This window comes from Bacteroides sp. AF39-16AC, from assembly GCF_003602735.1.
GTDB classification, from domain to species: domain Bacteria; phylum Bacteroidota; class Bacteroidia; order Bacteroidales; family Bacteroidaceae; genus Bacteroides; species Bacteroides uniformis.
Window position 1 is genome coordinate 38,536 of record NZ_QTLN01000024.1, and the last position, 25,157, is coordinate 63,692.

Annotated in this window: 18 protein-coding genes; 2 read left to right on the plus strand and 16 right to left on the minus strand. The window is 47.8% G+C overall.

Annotated elements, in window-relative coordinates; translation table 11 throughout:
- Positions 1-275: 275 nt before the first annotated feature.
- Positions 276-1,610, plus strand: coding sequence for an aspartate kinase (locus tag DW039_RS16795; RefSeq protein ID WP_022400873.1), 1,335 nt, complete (start codon positions 276-278; stop codon positions 1,608-1,610).
- Here the strand turns inward: DW039_RS16795 and DW039_RS16800 are convergent.
- The 12 genes from DW039_RS16800 to DW039_RS16855 all read right to left on the minus strand — a co-directional run bounded on the left by DW039_RS16800 (position 1,607) and on the right by DW039_RS16855 (position 17,084).
- Positions 1,607-2,398, minus strand: coding sequence for an SGNH/GDSL hydrolase family protein (locus DW039_RS16800; RefSeq protein WP_120382160.1), 792 nt, complete (start codon positions 2,396-2,398; stop codon positions 1,607-1,609). The genes DW039_RS16795 and DW039_RS16800 overlap by 4 nt on opposite strands.
- A gap of 18 nt (positions 2,399-2,416) precedes the next feature.
- The gene (locus tag DW039_RS16805) at positions 2,417-3,604 is read right to left on the minus strand and encodes an AGE family epimerase/isomerase (RefSeq protein WP_005834850.1); all 1,188 of its coding nucleotides are present in this window, start codon (positions 3,602-3,604) and stop codon (positions 2,417-2,419) included.
- A 25-nt stretch (positions 3,605-3,629) separates the two neighbouring features.
- Positions 3,630-5,024, minus strand: a complete 1,395-nt coding sequence (locus DW039_RS16810; protein ID WP_044467347.1) for an MFS transporter — start codon at positions 5,022-5,024, stop codon at positions 3,630-3,632.
- A 17-nt stretch (positions 5,025-5,041) separates the two neighbouring features.
- Complete coding sequence (locus DW039_RS16815) at positions 5,042-6,214, minus strand: glycosidase (RefSeq protein ID WP_005834844.1); 1,173 nt, start codon at positions 6,212-6,214, stop codon at positions 5,042-5,044.
- A 22-nt stretch (positions 6,215-6,236) separates the two neighbouring features.
- Complete coding sequence (locus DW039_RS16820; protein ID WP_005834842.1) at positions 6,237-7,352, minus strand: glycoside hydrolase family 26 protein; 1,116 nt, start codon at positions 7,350-7,352, stop codon at positions 6,237-6,239.
- A gap of 131 nt (positions 7,353-7,483) precedes the next feature.
- Positions 7,484-8,944 carry a PD40 domain-containing protein gene (locus DW039_RS16825; RefSeq protein WP_005834841.1) on the minus strand — a complete coding sequence of 487 codons (1,461 nt, stop codon included), beginning with the start codon at positions 8,942-8,944 and terminating at the stop codon, positions 7,484-7,486.
- 10 nt (positions 8,945-8,954) lie between these two features.
- Positions 8,955-10,721: a DUF6057 family protein gene (locus tag DW039_RS16830; RefSeq protein WP_120382161.1), complete on the minus strand. Its 1,767-nt coding sequence runs from the start codon at positions 10,719-10,721 to the stop codon at positions 8,955-8,957.
- Between the two features lie 50 nt (positions 10,722-10,771).
- Positions 10,772-12,247 carry a PD40 domain-containing protein gene (locus tag DW039_RS16835; RefSeq protein WP_057254008.1) on the minus strand — a complete coding sequence of 492 codons (1,476 nt, stop codon included), beginning with the start codon at positions 12,245-12,247 and terminating at the stop codon, positions 10,772-10,774.
- Positions 12,248-12,250: 3 nt separating this feature from the next.
- Entirely contained in the window at positions 12,251-13,702 is a 1,452-nt protein-coding gene (locus DW039_RS16840) for a DUF6057 family protein (protein ID WP_120046640.1), read from the minus strand.
- A complete protein-coding gene (locus DW039_RS16845; protein ID WP_120046639.1) occupies positions 13,674-14,288 on the minus strand; it encodes a DUF4369 domain-containing protein in 615 nt (204 codons plus the stop codon). The genes DW039_RS16840 and DW039_RS16845 overlap by 29 nt, the downstream gene beginning before the upstream one ends.
- A 79-nt stretch (positions 14,289-14,367) precedes the next feature.
- The gene (locus DW039_RS16850; RefSeq protein ID WP_120046638.1) at positions 14,368-15,495 is read right to left on the minus strand and encodes a Rid family hydrolase; all 1,128 of its coding nucleotides are present in this window, start codon (positions 15,493-15,495) and stop codon (positions 14,368-14,370) included.
- 260 nt (positions 15,496-15,755) lie between these two features.
- Positions 15,756-17,084: a VapE domain-containing protein gene (locus DW039_RS16855; RefSeq protein ID WP_120046637.1), complete on the minus strand. Its 1,329-nt coding sequence runs from the start codon at positions 17,082-17,084 to the stop codon at positions 15,756-15,758.
- Between the two features lie 359 nt (positions 17,085-17,443).
- Here DW039_RS16855 and DW039_RS16860 point away from each other — a divergent pair, with 359 nt between their 5' ends.
- The gene (locus tag DW039_RS16860; protein WP_005834825.1) at positions 17,444-18,085 is read left to right on the plus strand and encodes an HU family DNA-binding protein; all 642 of its coding nucleotides are present in this window, start codon (positions 17,444-17,446) and stop codon (positions 18,083-18,085) included.
- Between the two features lie 320 nt (positions 18,086-18,405).
- Here DW039_RS16860 and DW039_RS16865 read toward each other — a convergent pair whose 3' ends face one another.
- The 4 genes from DW039_RS16865 to DW039_RS16880 all read right to left on the minus strand — a co-directional run bounded on the left by DW039_RS16865 (position 18,406) and on the right by DW039_RS16880 (position 25,112).
- Positions 18,406-19,128 (minus strand): hypothetical protein, encoded by a 723-nt coding sequence (locus DW039_RS16865; RefSeq protein ID WP_005825006.1) that lies wholly within the window; start codon positions 19,126-19,128, stop codon positions 18,406-18,408.
- A 69-nt stretch (positions 19,129-19,197) separates the two neighbouring features.
- On the minus strand, positions 19,198-20,055 hold the full coding sequence (locus tag DW039_RS16870; protein WP_005834823.1) for a hypothetical protein: 858 nt from the start codon (positions 20,053-20,055) through the stop codon (positions 19,198-19,200).
- A 26-nt stretch (positions 20,056-20,081) separates the two neighbouring features.
- The gene (locus tag DW039_RS16875; protein WP_005825008.1) at positions 20,082-21,851 is read right to left on the minus strand and encodes a RagB/SusD family nutrient uptake outer membrane protein; all 1,770 of its coding nucleotides are present in this window, start codon (positions 21,849-21,851) and stop codon (positions 20,082-20,084) included.
- Positions 21,852-21,863: 12 nt separating this feature from the next.
- A complete protein-coding gene (locus tag DW039_RS16880; protein ID WP_005825009.1) occupies positions 21,864-25,112 on the minus strand; it encodes a TonB-dependent receptor in 3,249 nt (1,082 codons plus the stop codon).
- Positions 25,113-25,157: the final 45 nt, after the last annotated feature.

Sequence of the window (25,157 nt, forward strand, 5' to 3'; positions counted from 1 at the left end):
CGGTAAAAAACAGGGTGTGCAAATATAAGCTTTTCCCAAATACCAACGGCATATCTTTTGAACTTTTATAGGTGAAGGGGCAAGAGCCTGCCACCAACCGGGATATGAATATCCCACCACAGCAATGCCACAGCGGCATTATGCAGGCCTAGTCCCAGTGAAAGCCCCTCATGCCTCCCCCTTCCATTTTGGAAAGAGGCCACCTGAAATGAAAAGCCGGAAGGAAGAACATCCGGATGAATGCAATTATGAAACTGTTAAAAAAGAAACAAGAAATGAAAGTTTGTAAATTCGGCGGAACTTCCGTCGGCACCGTAGAGAGAATGAAACATGTAGCAACACTCATTAAAGATGCAACACCCAAGATTGTGGTACTGTCTGCCACTGCAGGCACCACCAACCATCTGGAGGAGATTGCCGCCAACTTGTTCAACCGTGAAATAGAACAAGCTCACGACCGTATCACCCGGCTGGAATTCCAATTCATCGAATTTGCCAATGGGTTGCTGACCGACGAGAAACAGAAACGGGAAGCAATAGATTATATCCTCGACCGCTTCCAGCAACTTTGGAAATTTACCAAAGATTCCTTCACCTCTGTCGAAGAGAAGGAAGTGCTGGCACAAGGCGAACTTATCAGTACCGCCCTAATGCACTTCTACCTGCGCGAGCTGAAAGTTCCCAATGTACTGCTTTGTGCATTCGACTTCATGCGTATCGGCCCCGACAACGAACCCGACTTGGAATATATAGAACAGAAACTCCGAGAACAGCTTGCCTGCCATCCCGGCATCAATCTCTTCATCACTCAGGGTTTCATCTGCAAGAATGCCTATAACGAAACAGATAACCTGAAACGCGGCGGCAGTGATTACACTGCTTCCCTCATTGGCACCGCCCTCCAAGCAGACGAGATACAAATATGGACGGACATAGATGGCATGCACAACAATGATCTGCGCGAGGTGTCAGGTACCCGCCCCGTGAAACGCCTCAGCTTCAACGAAGCCGAACAACTGGCCTTCTATGGTGCCAAGATACTGCATCCCTTCTGTATCGCCCCGGCACGCCTAAGGAATATTCCCGTCCGGCTGCTTAACTCTATGGAACCGTCGGCAGAAGGCACGTTGATTTCCAACCTGCAGGACGACAATATCATCAAGGCCATAGCCGCCAAGGACCACATCATATACATAAAGTTCGAATCGAACCATAATCTGTGTCCCTATCTGTTCATCAGCAAGATTTTCGACATTTTTGCCAAGTACCGTACCCCCCTCTGCCTGCTGGTATCTTCCAATCTGGACGTATCTGTGGCTATAGACGACTGCACTCGTTTATCGAACATCATCTCCGAACTACGCCAATATGCCCATGTATTGGTAGAAGACCGCATGACCATCGTCTCCGTGGTGGGCAACATGCAATGGGAATATGCCGGGTTTGAGGCAAAGATTATGGAGGCGCTAAAGGACATCCCCCTACGGATGATTTCATATGGCAGCAGCAATAATGACGTGGCATTCGTCATTAAGAATACAGACAAAAAAAGGGCTTTACAAGCCCTAAATGATAAGTTATTCCAACCGGAATATGCAGAACGGAACTAAAAGAAATGGTTCCGTATCTCCTTCGCGATGTAACGGCCCATCAGCTCCTGCCCCGGTTTGTCGGGATGCAACCCGTCGCGCAGATAGCGCCCGCTACCGGAAGGCTGCTCAAACTTTTCGGTGATACCACAGTTGGAGTAACAGTCTATCAGCTGCACGGAAAGCGCCCGGCACAACTCACGCAAGATGGCAATCTTCTGCAGATTCAGTGCATTGTGTTCGGGGTTGCCGGTCTGAATCGGCGTGCACACGAATACGCGGCATTGGGGATAATGCTCCAGAATGGTCTGAATGGACCAACGGGCACCGCCCGCCATGGTGTTGACATCTACTTCATCGAGCGTCTTCCCTTTAAGGGCCTCTTCGGCACTACCCAAGTTACGGTCATTCGTTCCCATAGAGAACACAAAGACATCGGGCGCAGGGTAAGCGCCACTTTCCACTTCGGCTATGAACTTCTGGATATGCACCTTTGACACGTTGTTGTGCCGCATCTGTAACTCATGCTTATCCTCCGTAACCTGCCAACCGCCGGAGATGCCGGCAAAAGCTTCGCTGCCATAATCCTGAGTATCGGGATGGCATGCCCATGTGGCAGAACCGACCGCCACGTTGTGATGTGTAGCGAATCCGAGTTTATCCACTACAGTCTTAGACCATTGTTCGCCTGCGGTAATGCTGTTTCCGTCGCACCCGAAGCTCAGCTTGCTGAAGTCCGGATAAAGAGATTGCGCATGCAGCGCAATCCCCATCCAGACAAGAATCCCCAAAACCATCAATCTATTCATCTTCTTATGATAGAAAACCTATGAAAAACGTTCAATAATTTCCATGCACATACGTCCGTTGTGATACGGACATTTCCAGAATCCCGCCTTGTCATCATCGGTGTTCACCGTGCCGTCGGCACGCACGCTCCAATGCCATTCTCCGTACTTGTAGTCTACCAGATGCTGCTTGATGAAGTCCCAACATCGGAGAGCCTTCTGCATGGCCACTTCGTCATCAAAGTGCTGGTAGAGGTTGGCATGTCCCACTACGTTCTCGGCCTGCACCCACCAGTGGCGGTCAGTATCGGTCTTTCCTTTATCCAGAAAAGTCTCGTATATCATGCTGCCGTCGGGCGTCAATCCTTCATCGGCAGCGGCAGCGATGTATTCTACAAGTGGTTCCACTTTCTCCAGGAGGTCCTTATCGCCCAGAACAAGGGCAGCCTCGTGTATCAACCAGGAGGCTTCGATGTCGTGCCCATAGGAGACAATGCGGTATTTACTAACCCAATCATCATTGAAGAACAATTCCAGATGACCGGTCTTGATATTCAGAATCCGTTCCGTGAAAAGGCCTATCAAATTGCGCAGTTGCCTCTCCAGACGGGTATCCTTCCACATGCGGAAAAGATTGGTATAAGGTTCCAGAATATGCAGATGGGTATTCATCGTCTTGCGCTCGTTCTCATCCTTGGCGCTGAGGCGCATGTCGGCTATCTCTCCCCATTCGCGGGTCAAGGCTTCACAATAACCGTTCTTCACGGGGTCGAAGCTATGCTCTTCGATAGTCTCGAACAAACGGATGGCATATGCCAGCGCTTCATCATCGCCCGTGGCACGAGCATATTCACTCAGCCCGTAGATGGCGAAACCCAAAGCGTAAATCTGCTTCTTGGTATCGAGCGGATTGCCTTTATAGTCGAGAGACCAGTAAACTCCGCCAAATTCATTGTCGTAGAAACGGTCGATAAGAGTGCGTTTGGCACGCGTAGCCGTTTCCAGATACTCCGGCCTCCTCAGCAAGCGGTATGCAGCCGAAAAGGTCCACAAGATGCGGGCGTTCAGGATGGCCCCCTTTTCAGCTTCGGGCTTCACCTCCTCTCGACCCGTGATACGGCCGTAGAAGCCGCCGTTCACTTCATCCGTCATTCTGTTTATCCAGAAGGGGAGGATATTGGAGACCAACTCCTCCTCCATCTCCTGTTTCATCTTCTTGATATCCACAAGTTTTTGAGTTATGAGTTATAAGTTATGAGTTATTCTGCTGAAGGTTCTCACGGCGCTCTTTCAGGTCTGCATTGATGGCTGCCATACGCGTCTTATTCAATGGATAGATGAATACGACAACGATGGAAAGTGCGGCTATCGCAGCAGGAATAAAGCTCATCAGATACTTCAAGCCATCCAGCGCCTCGGGAGTCTGCACGGCATTCTCTGCGGTATTGTAACCGAAGAATGCCAACAGTGCCATTACTGCCCAGCCTGCAAATGCACCGCCAAACTTCTGCGCCATAGAACCGGAAGAGAATATCAGCCCTGTAGAGGATGTGCCATCCTTTTGCTCGGCATAGTCCGCCACATCCGCATACATGCTCCAAATCAACGGAGATACGATACCGGTGCAGATGGAGATAAGCACCTGGAAAATCATCATCAGCCACCATCCCAGCCCGTCATTCGGCACAAAGAAGAAGAGCACACTGAACACTACCAGGCACACGAGCGAAATGATATAAGTGGACTTCTTTCCAAACTTCATGGACAGAGGCACAGCCAGCGCCACACCAATCATATTACACACTTCACCCACCATCAAGAACAAGCCGGCATACAATACCAGATTGAACACCCCGAAATCGAGGAATGCATTGGCACTGATATAGTCCTTGAAGAAGTAGGCGGCAGTAGCTCCGCGTACCGTATTGAAGAAATTCGACAACAACGCCGCACCATTCAATATCCACCAAGGCGAATTGCGCACCAGTGACTTCACATCCTTACCGATGGATTCGGACGCCACACTCTTGACATGCTCGCGCGTCATGCTAAAGCAAAACAGAAAACCCAAAAAGCAGAGCGTGGCAATGCATACCATGGCATATTGCCAACTGGAAGCATTGCTATAGTCCATTGATTTAAACCAATTACACAATGGCTCCCATGCTCCCAAAGCGATAAAACTACCTCCGTATGCAAAAAACATACGGTAAGAAGAGAAAACCGTTTTTGTGTTCGAATCATCAGTCATTACTCCCAACATAGCCCCGTATGGTACATTGATTGCCGTATATACCGTCATCATCAAGATGTAAGTGACATAAGCCCATACCAGCTTACCCGTTGTCCCCATGTCGGGCGTTGTAAAAAGTAAAATCCCGGCAATGGCAAAAGGAGCTGCAATCCACAACAAATAAGGACGGTATTTACCCCAACGCGTATGAGTACGGTCTGCAATGACTCCCATCATCGGATCGGACACTGCATCCCAAATACGTGTCACCAGCATCAGCAATCCTGCATCAGCCAAGCTCAAGCCAAAAATATTCGAATAGAAGAACGGTAAGTAATAGGAGAATATTTTCCAGAACATAGAGGAAGACATATCCCCGAAACCATAACCGATTTTCTCTTTTAGTGTTGCCATAGTATGTTGTATTTTTATTATTTCATTATCTGCAAATTCTTGTCTATCAGCTTCTTCAACGTTTCTACCGAAGCTGATGAAGACAAGCCGTCAGCAGGCGTATTCATGCAATAGTCCACCAGCTTATCAATGGTAGAGGTAGCCACATGCATCCGCGTGTCGGAAGAAGCGTAGTAGATGAATACTGTTCCGTCTTCGTCGGCAATCCAGCCGTTGGTGAAAAGTACATTGCTTACGTCACCTATACGCTCCTCACCCTCGGGTACCATAAAGGCCCCACCGGGAGTGGCAATCAGTTTCGTCGGGTCTTCCAGGGAAGTCATGTACATATAAAGCACATAACGCAATCCGGCGGCACAACCGCGGACACCATGAGCCAGATGCAACCATCCTTTCGGAGTCTTGATGGGATGCGGACCTTCACCATTCTTCACCTCCTTGATGGTGTGATAGTAGCGCTGGTCGATAATCTTCTCTTCCTTCACCTCGGCATGGGTTATGTCGTCCACCAGCGCCCAGCCGATACCACCACCGCTGCCGGCATCAATAAAGCCATCCTGCGGACGGGTATAGAGGGCATACTTGCCATCTACAAACTCCGGGTGCAGCACTACGTTGCGTTGCTGGCTCTTGGTCTTCAGGTCGGGCAGGCGTTCCCAGTTCTTTAAATCCTTGGTGCGGGCAATGGCAGCTGTAGCCGTAGCCGAGGACAAATCACCGGCAGGCGCATTGTCGTCGTGGCGTTCGGCGCAGAAGATACCGTAAATCCAGCCGTCCTCATGAGCCGTGAGTCGCATGTCGTATACATTCGTTGCCGGAATCGTGTCTTCGGGCATGCTGATGGGGTAATCCCAGAACCGGAAATTATCAATGCCGTTGGGACTCTCGGCTACGGCAAAGAACGACTTACGGTCAGCGCCCTCTACACGTACCACCATCAGATACTTGCCATTCCACTTAATGGCCCCCGAATTCATGGTCGCATTCATACCGATACGTTCCATCAGGTACGGGTTGGACTTCTCATCCAAATCATACCGCCAGAATACAGGTGTATGAGCAGCCGTCACTACCGGATATTTATAGCGGGTGAATATGCCATTGCCGTCTTCCACGGCCACATTCTTTCTCGTAATCAACTCTTCGTGTCTCTGAAAGAGCCTCTCTACCTTTTCTTTAAAAGCTTCCATGTCTGTTATATTGATTGTTTGTTTATTGATACAGATTTACATCAGCTGCAAACAGCGTCTTGGGATTGTTATAAAACTCCACAAAATCCTCCGCAGATGTCTGTCCCGGATAGGGGGCATAGTAATGGGTCACCTTTTCACGGGCATTGCGCCACACCAGCACATAGGCAAGCGGATATTTCTCCAACGCAGGCAGCAGAGTACCAGTCCACCATTTGGCATCGGGAATTCCTTCGTAACCGGTTTCGGTCACAGCAATCACCTTATTGTGTGCTTTCCCTACACTGTCGATAATGGAAAGTGCCCTATCCATCCCGGCAAGATAGGCATCCCGATCGAACTGATAGGTATCGAAACCGATAACGTCTATCAACTCATCGCCCGGATACTTCTTCAAATATTCCGTCGTGTCCTTGGGTTCCGTGCCCGGAGAGTAAGCATAAAGTGCATTGTCCACTCCTTTGGCCTGCAGAGTATCCACTGTCATGTGCCACAATGCCTTATACTCTTCAGGGGTACACAGTTTTTCGCCCCACCAGAACCAGCTGCCGCTGTGTTCGTGCCAGGGACGGAAAAGTACGGGTATCTTCACGCCGTCCGCCGTCTTCAACGAATGAAGGAAATCGGCCACTCCTCCCAACCAGCCGGCAAACTTCTGATGATTCTCGCCACCGGGCAGGATGGACTTCACCACCGTCGTATCTGATACATCCCAGGCATCACCGCCCGTCTTGGGATTGCGCGCATGCCAACTGAGCGAAACCATGCCGCCCCGCTGATACTGATTGATTATCTCTTTCCTGATTTTATCGAAGGGAACCTTATCCAGATTGGCGGCATTCCCAAGTTCCAGCTCTCCCAAATCAAAGCTGATAACAGCCGGATAGTCGCCACACACGCTTTTCACATCCGAACGGCCTTCCTCACCTTCCCAGCCGATACCATATACCGTATCGTCATGATGGCCGAGCATGATACCTTTGGAAGGGATTTTTTTCAAGTTAGCCAGTAAGTTCTCCGTTTCCTGCGTACGTGCAGCAGCCGTCTCTTCATTCACACTCTGTTCTTTCTTGGAAGAACCGCAGGCGGTCAACAGACTTGCCGCCAGAATCATCATAGCAAATTTTACTTTTCTCATATCCATGTTTTTCAATCTGGTATTGTTATTGGTAACACTAATTCCTGGCACAAAGATAGCGGATTGCACCAAGAGAAAATGATACAATTTTATCCCTTTACTGTATTAAAAAGCAGAATATAAAAAACGTATCATCTAACTTTCACCGGAACGCGCTTCCGCGAGACAATTCCCCGTTCCACTTTCCGGCGTTCCAGCTTCACCGGTTCGCTTGTAAAATCGGGAACATTGTACGAGTAGACCAGACGGTCGTAATACTCCCAAGGATTTTCCTGAGGAAGCAGGAAAGGCTTGCCCACCACCCCATTCTCATCCATACTTGCCAGATACAGACGGGTATAAAGCCCATCTCCCCTGCGGCTACTGAACACAAACCATCGGGAGTTACTGCTCCAGTTATGGAAACTTTCCGTATCATCGCTGTTCACCTCCTTTATGGGACGCATACCGCCATCCTTCAAATCCAACAGCCATAAATCGGCTTCTTTATGCCAAATTGAGAAATTCCCGTAATCCGACAAAGTAAACATGATATACTCGCCGTCGTACGAGGGCCTCGGGAAGGAGATGCTTTTCTTCATAGCTGCCGCATTGACCAGCGTATCTATCTTTTCGCCAAATGTCCCGTCTTCCGGATTGAAATCTATACTACACAAGCTATAACGTATTTCCTTATATTCCGCCGGTATCGGCTTGGCCTCCGCAGTACAGAAATACAGTTTGCGTCCGTCCGGTGAAAATACTGGAAAGGTTTCGAAGACTTCCTTCTTCTGAAGCAAGGGAGAGAGCAGTAATTCATGTGTCTCGGGATGATAGACCAGTACATCCGATTCCAAGTCGAGCACTTCCACACGCTCATCCTTCACCGCATGGAAAGACTGGCGCGTATTGTTGACAGAATAGGCAATATATTTGCCGTTTGGATGCCAATAAGGGTACACCCCCGCAGAGAGAGTGGAATCCGTTTTCGTATCCAGCATTTCGCGCTTCCCGTCTATCTGCATCAAGGTCCCTCCGTTCTTTCCACGGATATGCAGGCTCAGATGGTCCGGATTTGTTTTGTTGAAAGCATGACAATTCAGGCACATGCCCGGCACCATGGTATTCTCCAGCAAGGGACGCTCCTCGAACGAAGCAAGGTCACGCTCATAAATGCCCATCTTGCTATAAACTTCATATCCGGGAGCCAGCTTGCGGTATACCACCCCATAATCTATAGGATACGGACTGACATACATGGGAAAAGAGCGGTACTGTTTCCACTCGCCGTCTTTCCGGATACATACCGTAAACAGAAGGCTATCACCCTTGTTCTCCTCCAAAAGCTCTTGCCATGCATCTTGCGGAAATGATACTATTTTATCATTTACGTGCATCTCTCCGGACTTTCCTCCGGTCACGGTCACATCCACACGTTCGTACGCTCCACCAATACAATTGAAATTCATAGGAGCAATGGTTGCAGGAATAGTCACACCGATATAGTCGGGATAGATATCCGGCCATTCATCCACCCTTTCCGGGGAAGTCACCGGATTGCCGCAAGCGGCAAACCACCATGCAGCCATTATGCAAACAGCTATATTCTTCATCTTTTTCATTTTACTTTCTTAGTAGCAAATAATTCCAGTATGTACTGCCGAAACGCGCCTCCAACATCTGCCGGGCATTCTGCTGCGAGGTATATATCCGCGCAAATTCCGTTACATCCCGCACCACTTGGGGCGAAATGCTCCACGGCATACCCTGGAAGTTCTTGTGCGTCTGTGTCCATACATATATCAACGCCTCTTGATAGCTGCGGGGAATATGGTCGTAGCCGGCATGCTTACCCAGCGGATAGTACTTCATGAAACGTTCCAAATCACGTTGCTGCAGGACATAGGCCAGCATATACTCAAATGCCATCCAGTTCCGGTGGTTGTGCTGGTAAAGCAGCCCCAGCATGATGTCCGTTTCCTGGCTGCTGAACAAGAAGTCTTCCGTATAGCGTATCTGCCTTAACCAACCCCACTCCTTGTGGGCATTGATTTTTTCCTCATTATACAGATAGGTCATGGCATCCTCTGCCCAATCCCTGTAGAAGATTGTCTTCCTCAACAAACGCAGGTACTTGGCTGCCACTTCGTATTGCCCGTTTATCAGGTTCGTCTCTGCCAGACGCTTGAAGCAACGGCCACTCTTGTTGAAGTTAGGTATGGCCTCCATCGCCTCAAAAGTGAAACGCTGTGCCGTATTGACCATACCCAAATGATAGTATGCCTCACTGGTGGGCAACGGAGAAGTAAAATCACGCTGAAACTCCGGCAGCAGCCCTTCCGTCCCGTTCTGGTAAAACTCGAACATACGGTCGCCCATCTGTCCCGTCTTTCCCAAAGCAAGATTCAGGCAGGTCACGCCGAAAGGTGAAACCGGTGACTTCTCTTCTGCCTTTTCTATAATCTCCTGCCATTGTTTATTACGTACCAGCTGGTCATACTCCATCGCTTCCTCTTTATCCATATCGCAACCGGCCGCCACGTAGTAATAGCCGAACAATGTTACCGCCACCACTTGCAGAACTCCATAAAATACCGGCTTCTTCTTCAAAGCGGGCAAAGCGGACAGCAGGAAGGGGAGAACAACCAGTAATACGGCAAGCCCTATCTCTATCCAGGGAATCACTGCCGGGAAACGGTAATATCCTATACCACCCATCAGACGGTAAATGGGGAATTGTACCCACATGCTTGCCAATAGCGGACAACCGATACCCCACAATCCTACACCCCAGAACACTCCGACACCACCCCAGAAATTCTTACCTTTAAGATTCAACCGGAACTCGCGTACAATCACCCAGCCCATAAAGATGAAGTGTGCCGCACCCGCTGTCCAGTAAAGCAGCGGAAGGACTATCAGAATGTATGCCACACGCTGCCACTTCCCTTTCAAATCCGCATACCAGCAGGATGCAGACAATGCTAACAGCAGAGCCACCACCAATGACAGCATCGCATTTTCATCACCCATGAAATGCCACAAGACAATGATGGGCAGAAAACTCAGCGGATAATACACATCAGCCGCACCCTGCTCCTTCGCCAGTTTCCAAACCAACCGTTGCAACAACACGTACAAAAAAGCCAGAATACAAGCTCCCGCCCACACGTGATAATAGAACTGCGTCAGATACTCAGCGATATAATCGGCCAACCCACCGGGAACCACTATCCGTTCCCACCAGTAGTCGGCATCGAACAAGAAAAGCTGGAACTGCTCCTGATAGGAAATATGGGCCGGATATACGCTTCCCCAAAAGAGAAGCACCGCTACGCCAAAAAGTATCGACAACCCTATCTTCCAAGTCTTTTTCAGAAATAAGAACATTTACTATTTACAATTTATTATTTACAATTTGGTACTCTCTGTATGTCTTGTCATTTGAATTCCTCAGCCTTCAGTTGCCGGTTTATCCGCTTGATGGAAGAAGCATCAAAAGGAACGGGAGTAGCCGACAAATCGGGAATATTGTAGGATTTCAATGTCAAATCGTCTTTTTCAGGGTCCGACTGGGGTAGCACAAAAGGCTTATGCGCCTTCCCTTCAGCATCCAGATAGGCAAAATAAACCCGCCCGTACTGCCCGTCACCCCGCTTGCTGGCAAAGGCAAACCAACGGCTGCCTGACGACCAACTGTGATAAGTGTCCGAACGGCTGGAGTTGACCATTGGCAGGGAGTCGATGGCGCCCGTCTGCAAATCCATCAGCTGCAATTCCGTCTCCCGGTGCCAAATGGGGAATGTTCCATAATCAGCAACGGTATAAAGCAGGTAGCGTCCGTCCGGTGAGGCTTTCGGATGACACACGGAGCCTTTCTCCAGCCGGGCATTCCAAAGGGTATCCACGCGGTCACCCCATGCGCCGTGATTGGCATCGAACGCAATGCGGCAAAGCGAATAGCGTAATTGCTGTACGCTGTCCGGCAATGGCACAGTCGGAGCTGAGCAGTAATATATCCATTTCCCATCGGCAGAGAATGTGGGAAAAGTTTCCAATACGGTGGAATCCGCCGTAAGCGGAGATAGAATCATCCGGTTTCCGTCAAAATCGGCGACAGCCAAATCGGAGACGGTATCGTAAACTTCCAGACGGCGGTTACTTTCCGTATGGAACATGGGAATAATCACATTAGACGAGAACACACCATACCGCCCGTCAGGATGGAAATCCCCGTAGACAGCCGCAGATATCATCTGTTCATTCTTCAAGGCAAGCTTACGGAGCTTGCCGTCACGGTTCAGGACAGTCCCCCCTCCCTCACCCCGAAGATGGAACATCGAAAGGTTGCCACTATTTCCTCCGTGCACATGACAGTTCATGCACTTGCCGTCTGTCTGACTGTTATCCGCCAAAATACGCTCTTCGAAATTCTCAATACAACGTTCACGTATCTGCAAGGTATTCCATACCTCATAACCGGGCTCTATCAGACGGTAACTGACATAGGCGTCAAGCTTGTCCGCCACTACCTGCCATGCAAAGGAAGGATAGCGCAGCCAGCGGCCGTCGGTACGGGCAGTAACAGTTACTTCCAAAGTATGTTCCTTCTCCGCTTCAAGCAATGCACGCCAAGCTTTCAAGGGGAATATCGCCTTGTTCCCGCGCGCATTTATCTCCAAGCTGTCCGATGCTCCCTTTACACTCACGCATACCGCATCCACCCCTTCATTCCGCACAAGGAAATTCAAAGGAGCCACATTGTAGGGAATGGTTACATCCTGATATTCCGGATAGAGCACCAATAACCGGTCTGCAGGCTGTACAGACTCCGGACGGGGACTGCAAGCATATAGGCAGTAGCACAGTAACAGCCCCACAACAACTTGTATATATTTCATATCTATGTTCATCATAAATCACTTCCCCTTTTTCATCGTAGCATAGTGGAAATAAAACCAATATGTTTTTCCGTATTTGGCTTGCAAAGGGGCACCATTACCACCATTCGCCTCGTACAGCCGGGTATATTCACTGAATTCATCCAATACTTGAGGCGGTATATTCCATTTTTCCACTTCATCCAACGAAGCCTTTTTCCCGGCAAGATAGATAAGTAAACCTTCGGCATACAATCTGGAAGGAAACTTCTTTGCAGCAAACTCCCGATAATCTCCGGCGAAAGCCCCAATATCCTTATTCAGCAAATCAAAGCAGAGAAGGTAATCGCATGCCAACGTATTATCAGGATTATTACGTAACAGATGACGAAGTGAAAGCGGAATGTCGGCAGAAGAACGCAAAGTATCCGTTGCAGGCAACAACAACCGCTTCCGTTCCAGCCATTGGCAGACTTCGGCCGTCTGTTTTCCGGGAATACGTCGTTCTGCCCAATCACGGTAACACATTGTCTTTTGCAGGAGACGAAGATATTTCATAGCCGCCGCCTCATCACCGTTCACCAGGTTGATTTCCGCCAAACGCTTGACAGCTCTTGCTCCGGTATGATGCGGAGAAAAAATCATTCCCAGAATGGCAGCATGTTCAGCCATCGTCATATCTCCCAACGCAAACCAGACTTCATTGGCTGCATAAATAGTGAGGTAGGTAGAATGGGGAGCCACGGGCAGAAACAGCCCTTGCGAAGCCGGTTGATAACCATCCATCAGCCGGTCGGGAAGCCGGTTCTGCTGTGCATTCAGCAAATTATAATAATAGGCAGTGAACGGAGAGCGGTATTCACCCTCCACCAACAGTTTCCGTACTTTTTCCGAACGGCCGAAATACATTTCCGAATCCAACGCCAAAAGATATTCCCGCCCTAAATCGGGCATATTGTACCATCGTGACGACCAATCGCCACAGCCAAACAGCCAATAGCCGGACAATACCGCCAATATGCTTACCGGTAAGCCCGACTTCCACGAACGTCGCATGCAGCTACGACACAACAACAAAACACCTCCGATACCGGTTAAAGCGATTGTGCCGGAAAGCGGATAACTCAATCCGCATTGCCTTCCTGCCTCCCAAGCCACCGCCAACACCGTAGGAACCCACGCCCAACGTCCCATGTACGGAACCAACAAACGAAACACCACCACTCCCCAAAGCAACAGCACGACAGCCATTATGGCCGGACCACCCCCTTCGTAATAAAAGAATTGAGTGAGGAAATCTCCTGACAGACGTGCCAGAGCCGCCGGATGCCGCAGATACCCGGCCAATGGTTCGGTGGCAAGCAAAAAGAGCTGTGTCTGCTCCCGATGGAACAGATGATAGGGCAATATCCGGAAGAAAAAAAGAAACAACGCCAAAGCGCCGATTCCTGCCGCTCCCCATTCAATGTATTTCCTTCTGCAAGCTTTCATCCAACAGTTTTTGTTGTTCTTCCGTCAAGGAGCCACGCACCATCTTCCGCATGAATGTTCCCAACGTATTGTTTCCCTGCTCTTTCAGGAAAAGAAAGTTCGTTTCCTGCTCCTGCATCCTCAGACTGTCACGTATCTGTGTCAGATGCAGTGAATCTTTTCCGGTGGCATTCCGTAGTCCCGTCCGGATGAAATGGTAAGCCTCTTGCATCTTTTCCCTCCCCTCTTTCCATTTCTGAAGGGCATCATTTTGCGAAGTGCCCGTTACCGAGCCGACAGAGTCGGCCTTCACATGTATGGTTCCCGGCTCCGTCACCACCAGCAGTTCCTGGATGTAGATACGCAGCAGATGGCGCAGACGCAACACCCTCATCTCCTCCCCTTGTCCGGAAAAAGAAAAAGAGGCATTGGTTATCTTTACAGAATCCACCCGCCCCGGCGCATTCTCCATCGGCACGAGGTATATCCATTCCCCGTCGTATTTCACCGACGGCAACGTTCCTTCAATCACATAATTCTGTCTGGAATTTTCACAACTTGCCCAAAGAAGGCAACTGATACAGAAAAGCAAGATACGTGTTTTCATCCTTATACATTAGAATTTCAACAAAGGTAGGCGTTTACCAACTGTCAGCCTAATATTCAATTAACCAAAGATAATATTTTTAATCAGAGATTTTCTTCACCGCCATACACTCCATTTCCACCAGCCACCCCGGACGACAGACGGGAGCCAACGTGACAACTCTCGGAATATCGGGAAAACGCTTGTCAAACATCTCTTTCACTACAGCATAGTCCGCAATATCACGCAGATAGACAATGATATGCCCCACATCTCCAAAGCCGCAGTCAGCCTCTTTCAGCAGAGCTTCCACATTCTCCCACATCCGTTCCGTCTGACGACGGACATCTCCGGCATACATCACTTCCCCACGGTTGTTGATACTCGCCGTACCGGAAATGAGCACTTGTCGGCGGTCGTCGTAATCCACCGCCGTTCCCCGTTCGAAACTGACTCCATACTCATAAGTGGGATTCAAGTGTGTGCGGGCATAGAGATATTTGATTTGTCCGGGCTTTAATCCCGCTACGGCAAAAGCGTCAAGCATCACCAATGCCTTCGGGTCGGCATGACGCCCACCGATACCGGTACTGGCAATATAGTGCGTGTTCTCCGTCAGGTTCTGGGTGACGAACATCTCATTACGTGCCTTGACTACACCGGCATAATTGCAATCCACATTCTGCACAAATATCCAGGTACGCAGGCAATTGTCGGCCAGAGTACACCCTTCCTCCATCAGTTGCATGGCATAGTCGTTGAGCAAAAGACGCATCTGGTATTCCGAATTGGCGGCACGGTTGAAGCTGCCTCCCATCCAGAGCTGGCGGTAAACACCGTGTTTCACTTCATACAGTCCGTTCGGCAGCACTCGTGTCTGCACATCGGTCTGCAGATAGGCCCACAAAGCAATCTTGGTACCATCCAGCGGAGGCTGTTCCACCACAGACAGCGCGCAATCGGAGCTTTCTGCCGTAGCGGCAAGCAACAGTTCCGCTTGGTTGGCGGCATCACTCAGGAAGTATCTTTTAAAAACCGCCACGGCTCCGGACAGTTCTTTTTTCAGTAAAGCGGCATACGCATCCAACACGACATTCATCTGTTCACGATAGGTCTGTTTCGGGTCAGTGGCATGTATCATCACATGGTATTCCGTCACTCCGCCGGTCACAACAAATGCAGCCACTTCCGCCCTGCCTGAAGGATAAGAATATGATGTGTATTTCATATCATTAACAAGAGATTGTTTCAATCGCAAAGATAAGTTTTTTATCCGACAAGAAGTAGTGAAAATCGCAACTTTCGCTTGTTTTGTTCTTATAAAAAAGTTACTTTTATAGAAATCTATAAAATATACAGTTATTATGAGCGAAAATATTTATCCCATCGGCATCTACAACCTGAATTAATAGGAATCTATGTCAATCCGTAATGAGACTATAAACCGGCTTTCTCTTCCTTCACCCCTTCACCTTTCGCATTATTTCCCTATCGTTCAACCCTTTCCGGTGAAACTTCTTTTTTCCTTCTCACCACCTCGTATACGTTGCCGTACTTCGTATGCCGGCGTTTCAGTCCCGCCCGCAACAGCACCGAGCCGAACTGCACGGGATTGCTGCCACGCATCAGGGCGGGATGCGTTTTTTGTAACTCATCAAAGATGTCGGCGGCAGTCAGATCGAAGCTCTTCTCTGCCGGAAGCGGGGCACGAAACAAGCTGTGAACTGCCTCCTCCACAAGGCTGACACGATAGAAAGCCTCGTTATGCCATTGCAGTTCCTCCTCCTCCGGCTTGGTGAACCAGTTGCGCCGCCCGGCAATGAGTTCCGCTTTCAGTTGGGCAAAAATCTGGTCGTGCTCTATGCCTATGCAGTCAATATTGTGCTTCACCTCGATGCAGAGGAAGCGCCGGCTCCCGGTGGGGTCGGTCAGCAGGTCGAACCGGTTGCTGGTGCCGATGAACGAGGCGATACGGGGCAGTTGCCTGAAGTTCTGCTGATAGGCCTTGCGGATGTTGAGCACCGACATCTGCATCAGATTTTTCAGTAAGGGCATTTTGTTGTCGGCATACTTGTCGAACTCGTCCATATTGAGCAGCCCCATTTCCGCCAGCATTCTCTCAGCTTGTCCCTGCGAGGTCAGTTTCAGGTTGTCGGCGTAGTAACGCGTCAGCACGTCAGGCATCAAGGCGCGACAAAAGCTGGATTTCCGTCGTCCCTGCTCGCGGCTGACGAGAACGGGAGCCACGCTGTTGGCATGCAGTCCGGACACGCCCATCCATTGCGAGGCAAGTCCCAGCATCCAGGTATGGAATCCCCGCACCCAGTGAGGCCGAGAAGAGACGCGGCAGGCAAGCGCAGTCAGCCGGTCCTTGCCGTCCCAATCGGGCAGTTCGTCCATGTAGAGCAGGAAGGGATGGTAGGCAGGGATGTAAGTGGAATAGACGTATCGGTTCAAGTCCTTGTCCCAGCAAGGAATACCTTCGGCATGGGCTTCGATGCAGAAAGTGTTCAACTCGCGCTTGCCCACGGGGGTGAAGGCGGCAGAGCGTTGTCCGGCGGGGCGGAACTCGGTTTCATCCGTCAGCAGATTATAGCGAAAGTCGTAGCGCGAAGTGAGGAACTCCTCGATGTCGCCGCTCAGTGCAGTCACGGTGCTTGCGGCTTTCGCGCTCCGGCGGCGCTGCTCTTCCCGCTCCTTCCAGTTTCGGTCGGTCGTTTCTTTTTGTGCGTGTTTCAGCCTTTCGGAAAAGGCTATCAGTTGTCCCGCTTCCTTCAAGAGCCGGTGTTGCTGCAAAGTCATCAGTTTTTTCTTCATAAATATTTTTTATTAAAATGATTATTGGGAGGTTTCGAGGAAGGGAATCATCCTTTCTTTCCTCTCGCCTCTTCGCCAAAGTTACTGCCTGCCGAGGGCGTTTTGCAAACCATTCTCCGCTTATTCTTCAAAAATCATTCCTGCCGACAAACATACTTATTTATGCTTCGGAACCCTTTATTTTCAGTACCTTTGCACGGTTCTTTATAAGTGAACGCCCCGGGTCGTCCAATCGACTGACTTAGGTCGTTCAATCGAACGACCCGGGTTATTCGTTCGGCCGACCGGAGTCGTTCACTTACAGGAAGACACTTCCGAGGGAAGAAACAAGTATGTTGAACGCACTAAAACCTATTGATATGGCAATACTATATGACTGGTACGAGAATCCGGGCACTAATGAGGAAGCCCCTGAAGAGAGAGGCCTCCATCCCCGCCCGTTGCTCAACGGGAAAGTAACCATGCGGCAGCTCTACAACCGCGTGCATGCCCGCAGCTCGCTCACGGTGGGCGACGTGATGAACGCGATAGACTGCCTGGCGCAAATTTGCGGCGAAGAACTGCGCGACGGCCACGAGGTGCACATCGAAGGGCTGGGCTACTTCGCCCCCACCCTGGAAGCCACACAGAAAGTGACCCGCAGCACCCCGAACAAGCACCTGAAACTCCGGCTGAAAAGCATCAGCTTCCGTCCCGACGTCAGGCTGAAACAAGCGATGACGGGAGTCAATGCCATCCGCAGTAAATACACCCGCCACTCCCTGAAGCTTTCGGAAGTGGAGATAGACATGAAGCTGAAAGAATACTTTGCCGACCACGACGTGCTGATTCGCAGTGACTTCCAAGCGCTCTGCGGCATGGCGCGCACCACCGCGAACGTCCACCTGAAACGGTTGCAGCAAGAGGGCAAGCTGAAGAATGTGGGGAAGCCCACGCAACCCATCTACCGGGCCATGCCGGGATACTACGGCGTGTCGCGCGATGCAAAGGCGGGGCGATGAGGGTGGAAAGCGGTTTCACCGGGAAAGCCAATGAACAGGAGGATGGGAGAAGGAGGTGAAGGAGATGCAGGGATAAAAAGAAACATTCTGCGCCCTGAAATCAGGGGTAATACAAAAAGGAATGTGAATTGCATCCGGAAAGGCAATAGAGAATGAATGCGAAAAGGCGAATCTCACGACTCGCCTTTTCCTGATTTAACCATTAAACAATTGTACTATTCGGTTAATGCATTTACAATTATCCGATGTTACGGGCGACTAATAAAGTCGGGGGGTAACGACAACTGCTTTGAGTTGAATAATTCATTTATAGATTATTCTTAAAGTGCCTTTTTAGAAAACACAATGGAGAAGAATGACGCAGGAACTGTGAAAGTCCTACCAGCAGAAAGCGGTTGTCTAACATTTCCATACTCCAAATAAATATAATTTCCATTGGTAGCACTCAAAGATTTTATAGTGTATGTGCCTGGCTTAATGTAAAAGTAATGAGCACCGCCTATATGTCCGGTATAATTAAAGATACCATATTCTTTTTTGTCAGAATCAACCAACACCCCACCGCCGTTTGTCTCTATTCCATACACTTTCATTATATTGTAACCTACTTTGGAAGGAGGAACATTATCATCAGTACCCGATGCTTGAACAATACTTGGAGTAGAGATTGTTCCTATATAATTTAAAGAAATATAGCCACCTCCTGTCACTTCGAAAATTGTACCAACCGTAAGTGCGCCCCAATTAGATTGTGCTGTACAATCCTCTAAAGCGACCACGCGGTAAACGCCATAAGCCAAGAAATAACAATATGGAGCAGCATTTGGGGTAGTAGTTCTCAAAACATACTGTTGACCACTTTCGTCACAAACAGTTATGCTTACGGCTACCGAAGCGTCAGCACCTCCTATCGGAAGTACAACCCGAGCATATCCGGTTGGTGTGGGAGGTACATTACTATCCATTGTATACGGTCCCAAAACATCCGCTTTAACAAAAAGAGCACAGAAGAACAGTAATATCAAAAAGAAAGTTCGTTTCATTGTTGCATTTTTTTATTAGTAATAAAAGTATACGAGTGGTCGTTACCCACCCGTACCTTTCAATATTAACTATTTTTTCTTGAAGTTCCAGAACCATGCCGTACCCCAAGCGCCAGCACCGGGTTCAGGAGCACAAAGACGAAGTTCATCTTCTGTAATCTTCAAAATATGATACTCATACTGACGTGCATTTCCTTGATTCGGCTGTATACCTAACAATGGAATAGTACCAGAGAACTCCATAGTACCTACATCCCAACCGGATTGCACCACATCTTCTGACACCTTGACAGAACCACTTTCACCACGACTTGTCTGAACACCAGTCAAACTAAGTGAGAACCAACCATTTAATCCATCATCAGGCAATCCTTTTCCTACAGCTTGTTCATCAATTTGCCCTCTACCGTTTCCGACATCTCCCACAGCATCACAAATCCACCAACCGGGGCCGGTATTGCCGAGATAACCTCCATTACCCCAACAACCGTCTGCAGCTTCTGTATTCCAGACCCAAGTGGTTGTTCCATAACCACCGTCCGGAGTTGTGCCGAATACATCAGCATAAATAGCGGGAAGATCTGTATACTCCGTTACTGCTATTGATTTGGAAGCCGATTTTGTTATGGAGCCGTCCGAATTAATGGTTGTTACATATACTTGCAATTCTTTATTAGGAGGAGCTACTTGAACCGACGGAGCCGTACCTTCTGCCAACTTGATATCAGACGTAGCATCATAAACCTTCACATAACGTGACGGAGTAGGAACAATCTGAATGTTGTTGTTTCCCTGGTTCTTGGCCACAAGTTCAAAAGTAAGATTTTCCGGTGTGACATTGGGATCCGGACTGATTTCATCCACTATCGGATCGCAAGCCACCAGCAGCATTGCAAACAAAGGTATTGCGAATAATATCTTTTTCATATCTTTTTTCATTTTAAATTCATATTCTATTCTTGCCAACCATTATACTCAGCACTTGCATCCGTATAACCCTCATTTTGTTCTACCTTTCCTTCATTCAGGAGGACTTGGTTTTCGGGAATCTTCTGGAAACCTGCCGTAGCCTTATAACGTGCGGCATAACCACCGTTCTGCGCCACATTACGGCTTTCAGCCCCATTTGTATAAACCTTTGCTCCCGTCTGTCTTTCAAGGGCATCGGCAGCAATATGCCAACGGCGAATATCGTTCCAGCGAGTACCTTCAAAACATAATTCCCAACGGCGTTCATTCTGCAATGCAGCCAACGAATATGTACCAATAGGTTCAAGTCCGGCACGACTACGCACTCTGTTTATACCGGAAACATCTTCCTTCAATTCAGACTGCATCAACAATACATCCGCAAAACGAATCAAAACCAAATCATGAATAGAACCGGTTTGCATCAGATTATCATTAATCCAGCCGTCGGCACCATACATTATCTTCTCAAATACCGGCTCAATCGTTTTATTTCCAGCCGCATCCGTACTATAAGCCATGATAGAACCTATTTTCATCTGATAATAATCCGTTTCTTGGATAAAGCCGTCACCACCACCTTTATTATAACTCGGCATATCCTCCGTCTTGAATACGGAGGCCGGACGACGGGCATCATCTTGTTCTGCCACACTCCAATCATTATAAAAATTGGGAGCTACAGGACCGGCACCCCATCCTTGTCCGAAGGGGAAAGAATTGGCCTGATCATTGCCACGTACACCAAAATGCAGAGCATAACCGTTACCATAACCGATAGTAGTGCTCCAAGATGCAAGTTTATTATATTTAATGGCAAACATGGATTCGGGATTTACCGCTGCATCATCTTCTACCCACTTCAATCCCTGACCGGCAGTAAACGGAAAATCTTCTACCGTACATTTATTGGTATATGCCCACAAATTACGAAACTCAGGAACAAGACTATAACCAGAATTATTCACACAATCATCAATATACCCAACCACATCCTGCTTGGTCAAAGTTGTCCCATCAGGCAAATCAACTGAAGTCAACGGACTATAGTTCGTACTAACCAAATCGTTCAGAGTTTCACCATTGCCATACATACCAGTATAATACAACCAAGCACGTCCTAACATAGCTTCAGCCGTATATTTATCAACATGCCCATCCGACTTGCGAACAGCCGGCATATTTGCAGCCGCATCGCGAAGATCCTGCAGAATCTGCCCCCAGATAACAGCGGCAGTCGGAGGAGTAGTATCTTCGGGCAACAAAGCAGTAATCACCAAAGGTACGCGCCCATACATGGAAGCCAACTCGTAGTAATAAAAAGCACGAAGGAACTTGGCTTCGCCCTCAGCCTGCGCTCTTACTTCCGGATCCATTTCAATACCAGCAAGAGCCTCCAACAACGTATTGGCACGGTTGATTCCTTGATAGCGAGCCACCCAGTAGTCCTGCGTAGCATTTGTACCCGTATTACAAATAAGGTCCAAAGATTGCATCAACTTATCATTGGGACCACCACCACCCAACATATCATCGCAAGCCAGCAGAGAATTATACAAGAAAGACTGCTGTGGAAAAGCATTGACATTATTCAGGTTCTGATATATGGCAGCTAAAGCCTGATTGGCATCTTCAGCCGTTTTAGGAAAATTGGTCGTATCTTTTTCCGTCAGACTCATCGAGTCCAAGCTACAAGAAGCAAACATTCCTGCTATCATCAAAGCTGCACCTATTAAATATGCTATTTTTTTCATCGTGTATCAATTTTAGAATTTAACATTAACACCTACCATATAAGTACGAGGTTGAGGATAGTTACCTACATCAACACCGGTTACCCACGGTTCTTTGTCATTGAGGGCTCTACCATTCTCCGGATCCATCCCTTTATAACCGGTAAAAGTAAATAGATTCTGTGCAGCAGCATACACACGAAGTTGCTGGAACGGACAGTTCTTCCAAATTCTCTTGAAATCGTATCCTATAGTCAGATTTTGAATGCGAACATAGTCGGCATCATCAATATAAATATCTGAAATGGCCTGGAAATTCTGTCCACTATTTCCCGGCGCAAGCAGCGGATATCTGTTTGAGGTTCCTTCGCCATGCCAGTAATCGTAAACTTCTGTCGTATAGTTTTCATACTGTCCATCTGAGAACTTTCGCCAAGAGCGAGCTACCTGTGCACCAAAAGCGCCATAGGTTGTTACAGAGAAATCAAATCCTTTATATTCCGCACTTAACGTAAGACCCATTGTCACGTCAGGATGAGGATTACCCAAATCAGTCTTATCGTCATCATTAATCACCCCATTTCCATCAACATCCACAAACTTCAAATCACCCGGTTTAATACTTGCACCTTGCTTAGAGTTTGCCGCATTTCCTTTACAATTCTGGTCAAGATATGCCTGCAAGTCATTCTGGTTCTGAATGACACCATCCGTCTTATAACCATAAAAATAGCCAATAGGATGTCCTTCTTCCATACGGACAAACCGACCCGTACTTTGAGCCAACAAATCATTACCGCCTTCAATAAAATGATTGGCGTTATTAACCTCCGTTACTTCATTCTTATTATAGGCCATATTGACATTCACCCCATACTTGAACTCCTTACCAATCTGATCTCTCCAGCCCATTGAAAGTTCAAGGCCAGTATTCTTTACCGTACCAGCATTTTGATATTGAGTAGCGAAACCGGAAGCCGCATTGGTACCCACTTCCACTAACAAGTCTTTCGTCTGCTTGCTATACCAGTCCATGGTAAAACTCAGACGGTTATCCAAGAAACGGGCATCAATACCGATATTGGTCTGTTCTGAAGTTTCCCATGTCAAATCGGGGTTAGCCAAACGATTCGGGTAAGCTCCGGTTGTACCTCCATTCTTATCCGAGCCAAATGTATAAAGACCATAATCGCCAAACTCGTAACCGGCACGCCAATTTGAATTAGGGATATTGTCATTACCATTCTGTCCCCAACCAGCACGGACTTTCAAGAAACCAAGCCAAGAAGCAGTATTCTTCATAAAAGCCTCGTTTGAAATAACCCAACCAGCAGAGAATGATGGGAAATATCCCCATTGATTGCCTTTCGCAAACTTAGACGAGCCATCGGCACGAATGATAGCAGAAAACATATAAGTTTCCTTAAAGTCATAATTCAAACGTCCAAAATAAGACATCTTAGAACCATAATCCGAGGGATAACCATTTACTGTAGCAGTAGCTTTACGTTCTGTATTATGCAAATAAGCATGTGTAAAGTCACCAAAAGCACTATTATAACCGGTTGCCTCTACTGATTCGCCATAAGTTGGTCTTGATTTAGAATACTCTGTACCAGCCAAAACATCAAAATGATGTAAGTCTGTAATATCAAACCGATAACTCAACGTATTAGTCAAACTCCAGTTCCAACCCAAAGACACGTTATTTATCGTTTGGTCTTTATCACGGCTATCTCCCTGATTATTAATTTGGTAAACGGGAAGATATGAACGCCATGAACTTGACCATTGTTTGTAACTAACCTGACCTTTATAAATAAGATTCTTAAGTGGTTGTACTTCCAGATATGCCGCTGTGTTCAGATTAAAATTCTTATTCTTATTATTCCCAGCCTGATTATATACCATGTGAGCCATCGGATTAGAAGCATATGCAGTATAATCAAGTATACCATTAGCACTCGTTCCAAAATTCTTCAAATCATCATACATGAAGAAATCACCATTTTCATTATATACAGGAATCAGAGGAATAGCACGCAAAGCATTAGAAAGGTCATTCGAATATTGATTACCTAACTGCACACCTTGATTCTGTTTGTGCTGATAATATATATTCTCACCAAACTTTATCACATCCACATCTCCCTTACGATATATCACATGCTCAGAATTAATGCGGAAAGTAAAACGACGATAGTCAGTCTTCACCGGACCACCGAATGCACCATCCTGATACTGATAGCCTATACCTGTCGAAAATTTGGAGAATTCAGAACCACCTGTTACATTCAACGCATGATTAGTAACCACAGCATTTTTATTCCGGAATTCTTTTACCCAATCTGTACCAGGATTGGTACCATTCTGATAAGCAGTCAGCAAATCAGCATCTACGAATTTTGACCAATCATACGGTTGGCCTCCATTATTATAGGCCACTTGATCCATTACCGCCATATATTCTTTGGCATTCAACATATCAGGCATCTTATATATATTTGCCCAACCTATGTTTCCATCATAAGATACAGAAACCTTTCCTACCTTACCCTGCTTCGTAGTAATAAGGATAACACCGTTGGCACCGCTCGAACCGTAAATTGCACAAGATGCAGCATCTTTCAACACGTCAATACGTTCAATATCGGCAGGATTCAAGGCGTTAATATCGCCACCGGCTACACCATCAATAACGTAAACTGGAGCTGTATTTCCGTTAGTACCAGCACCACGAATATTAATTTTAAACCCATCACCCGGCTGACCGGAAACGGCCTGAATATTTACACCCGGAGACTGGCTTTGTAAAGCGCCCAATGCCTGCGTAGTATTTAATTTTGCGATGTCTTCGCCTTTTACCTCAACCGTAGCACCTGTCACCAGTTTCTTCTTCTGTACACCGTAACCCACTACGACTACTTCATCCAACAATTCCGTATCTTCCTTTAGCTGAATCTTGAAACTAGTCTGGTTACCTACCACTATTTCTTGCGGCTGATAACCGATAAAAGACACAACAATCGTTGCTCCCGGCTGAACATTCAATGTGAAATTACCGTCAATGTCGGTAATGACACCATTTGTGGTTCCTTTCTCCAATACATTGGCACCGATGACCGGTCCCATTGCATCTGTTACAGTACCTGTGATTTTTTTTGCTTGCTGCACAGCATCTATTGCATCGACCGATGCGGCGAAAAGTTGCGGAGTATAAGTCAGGCTGACAGCCGAACAGATACCCACGAGCAGCGCGGTTCTTCTGAAATTTAAATTCATACTTGTATTTTTCTTAGATTAATGAATTGGTATTGCCTGGCGGCA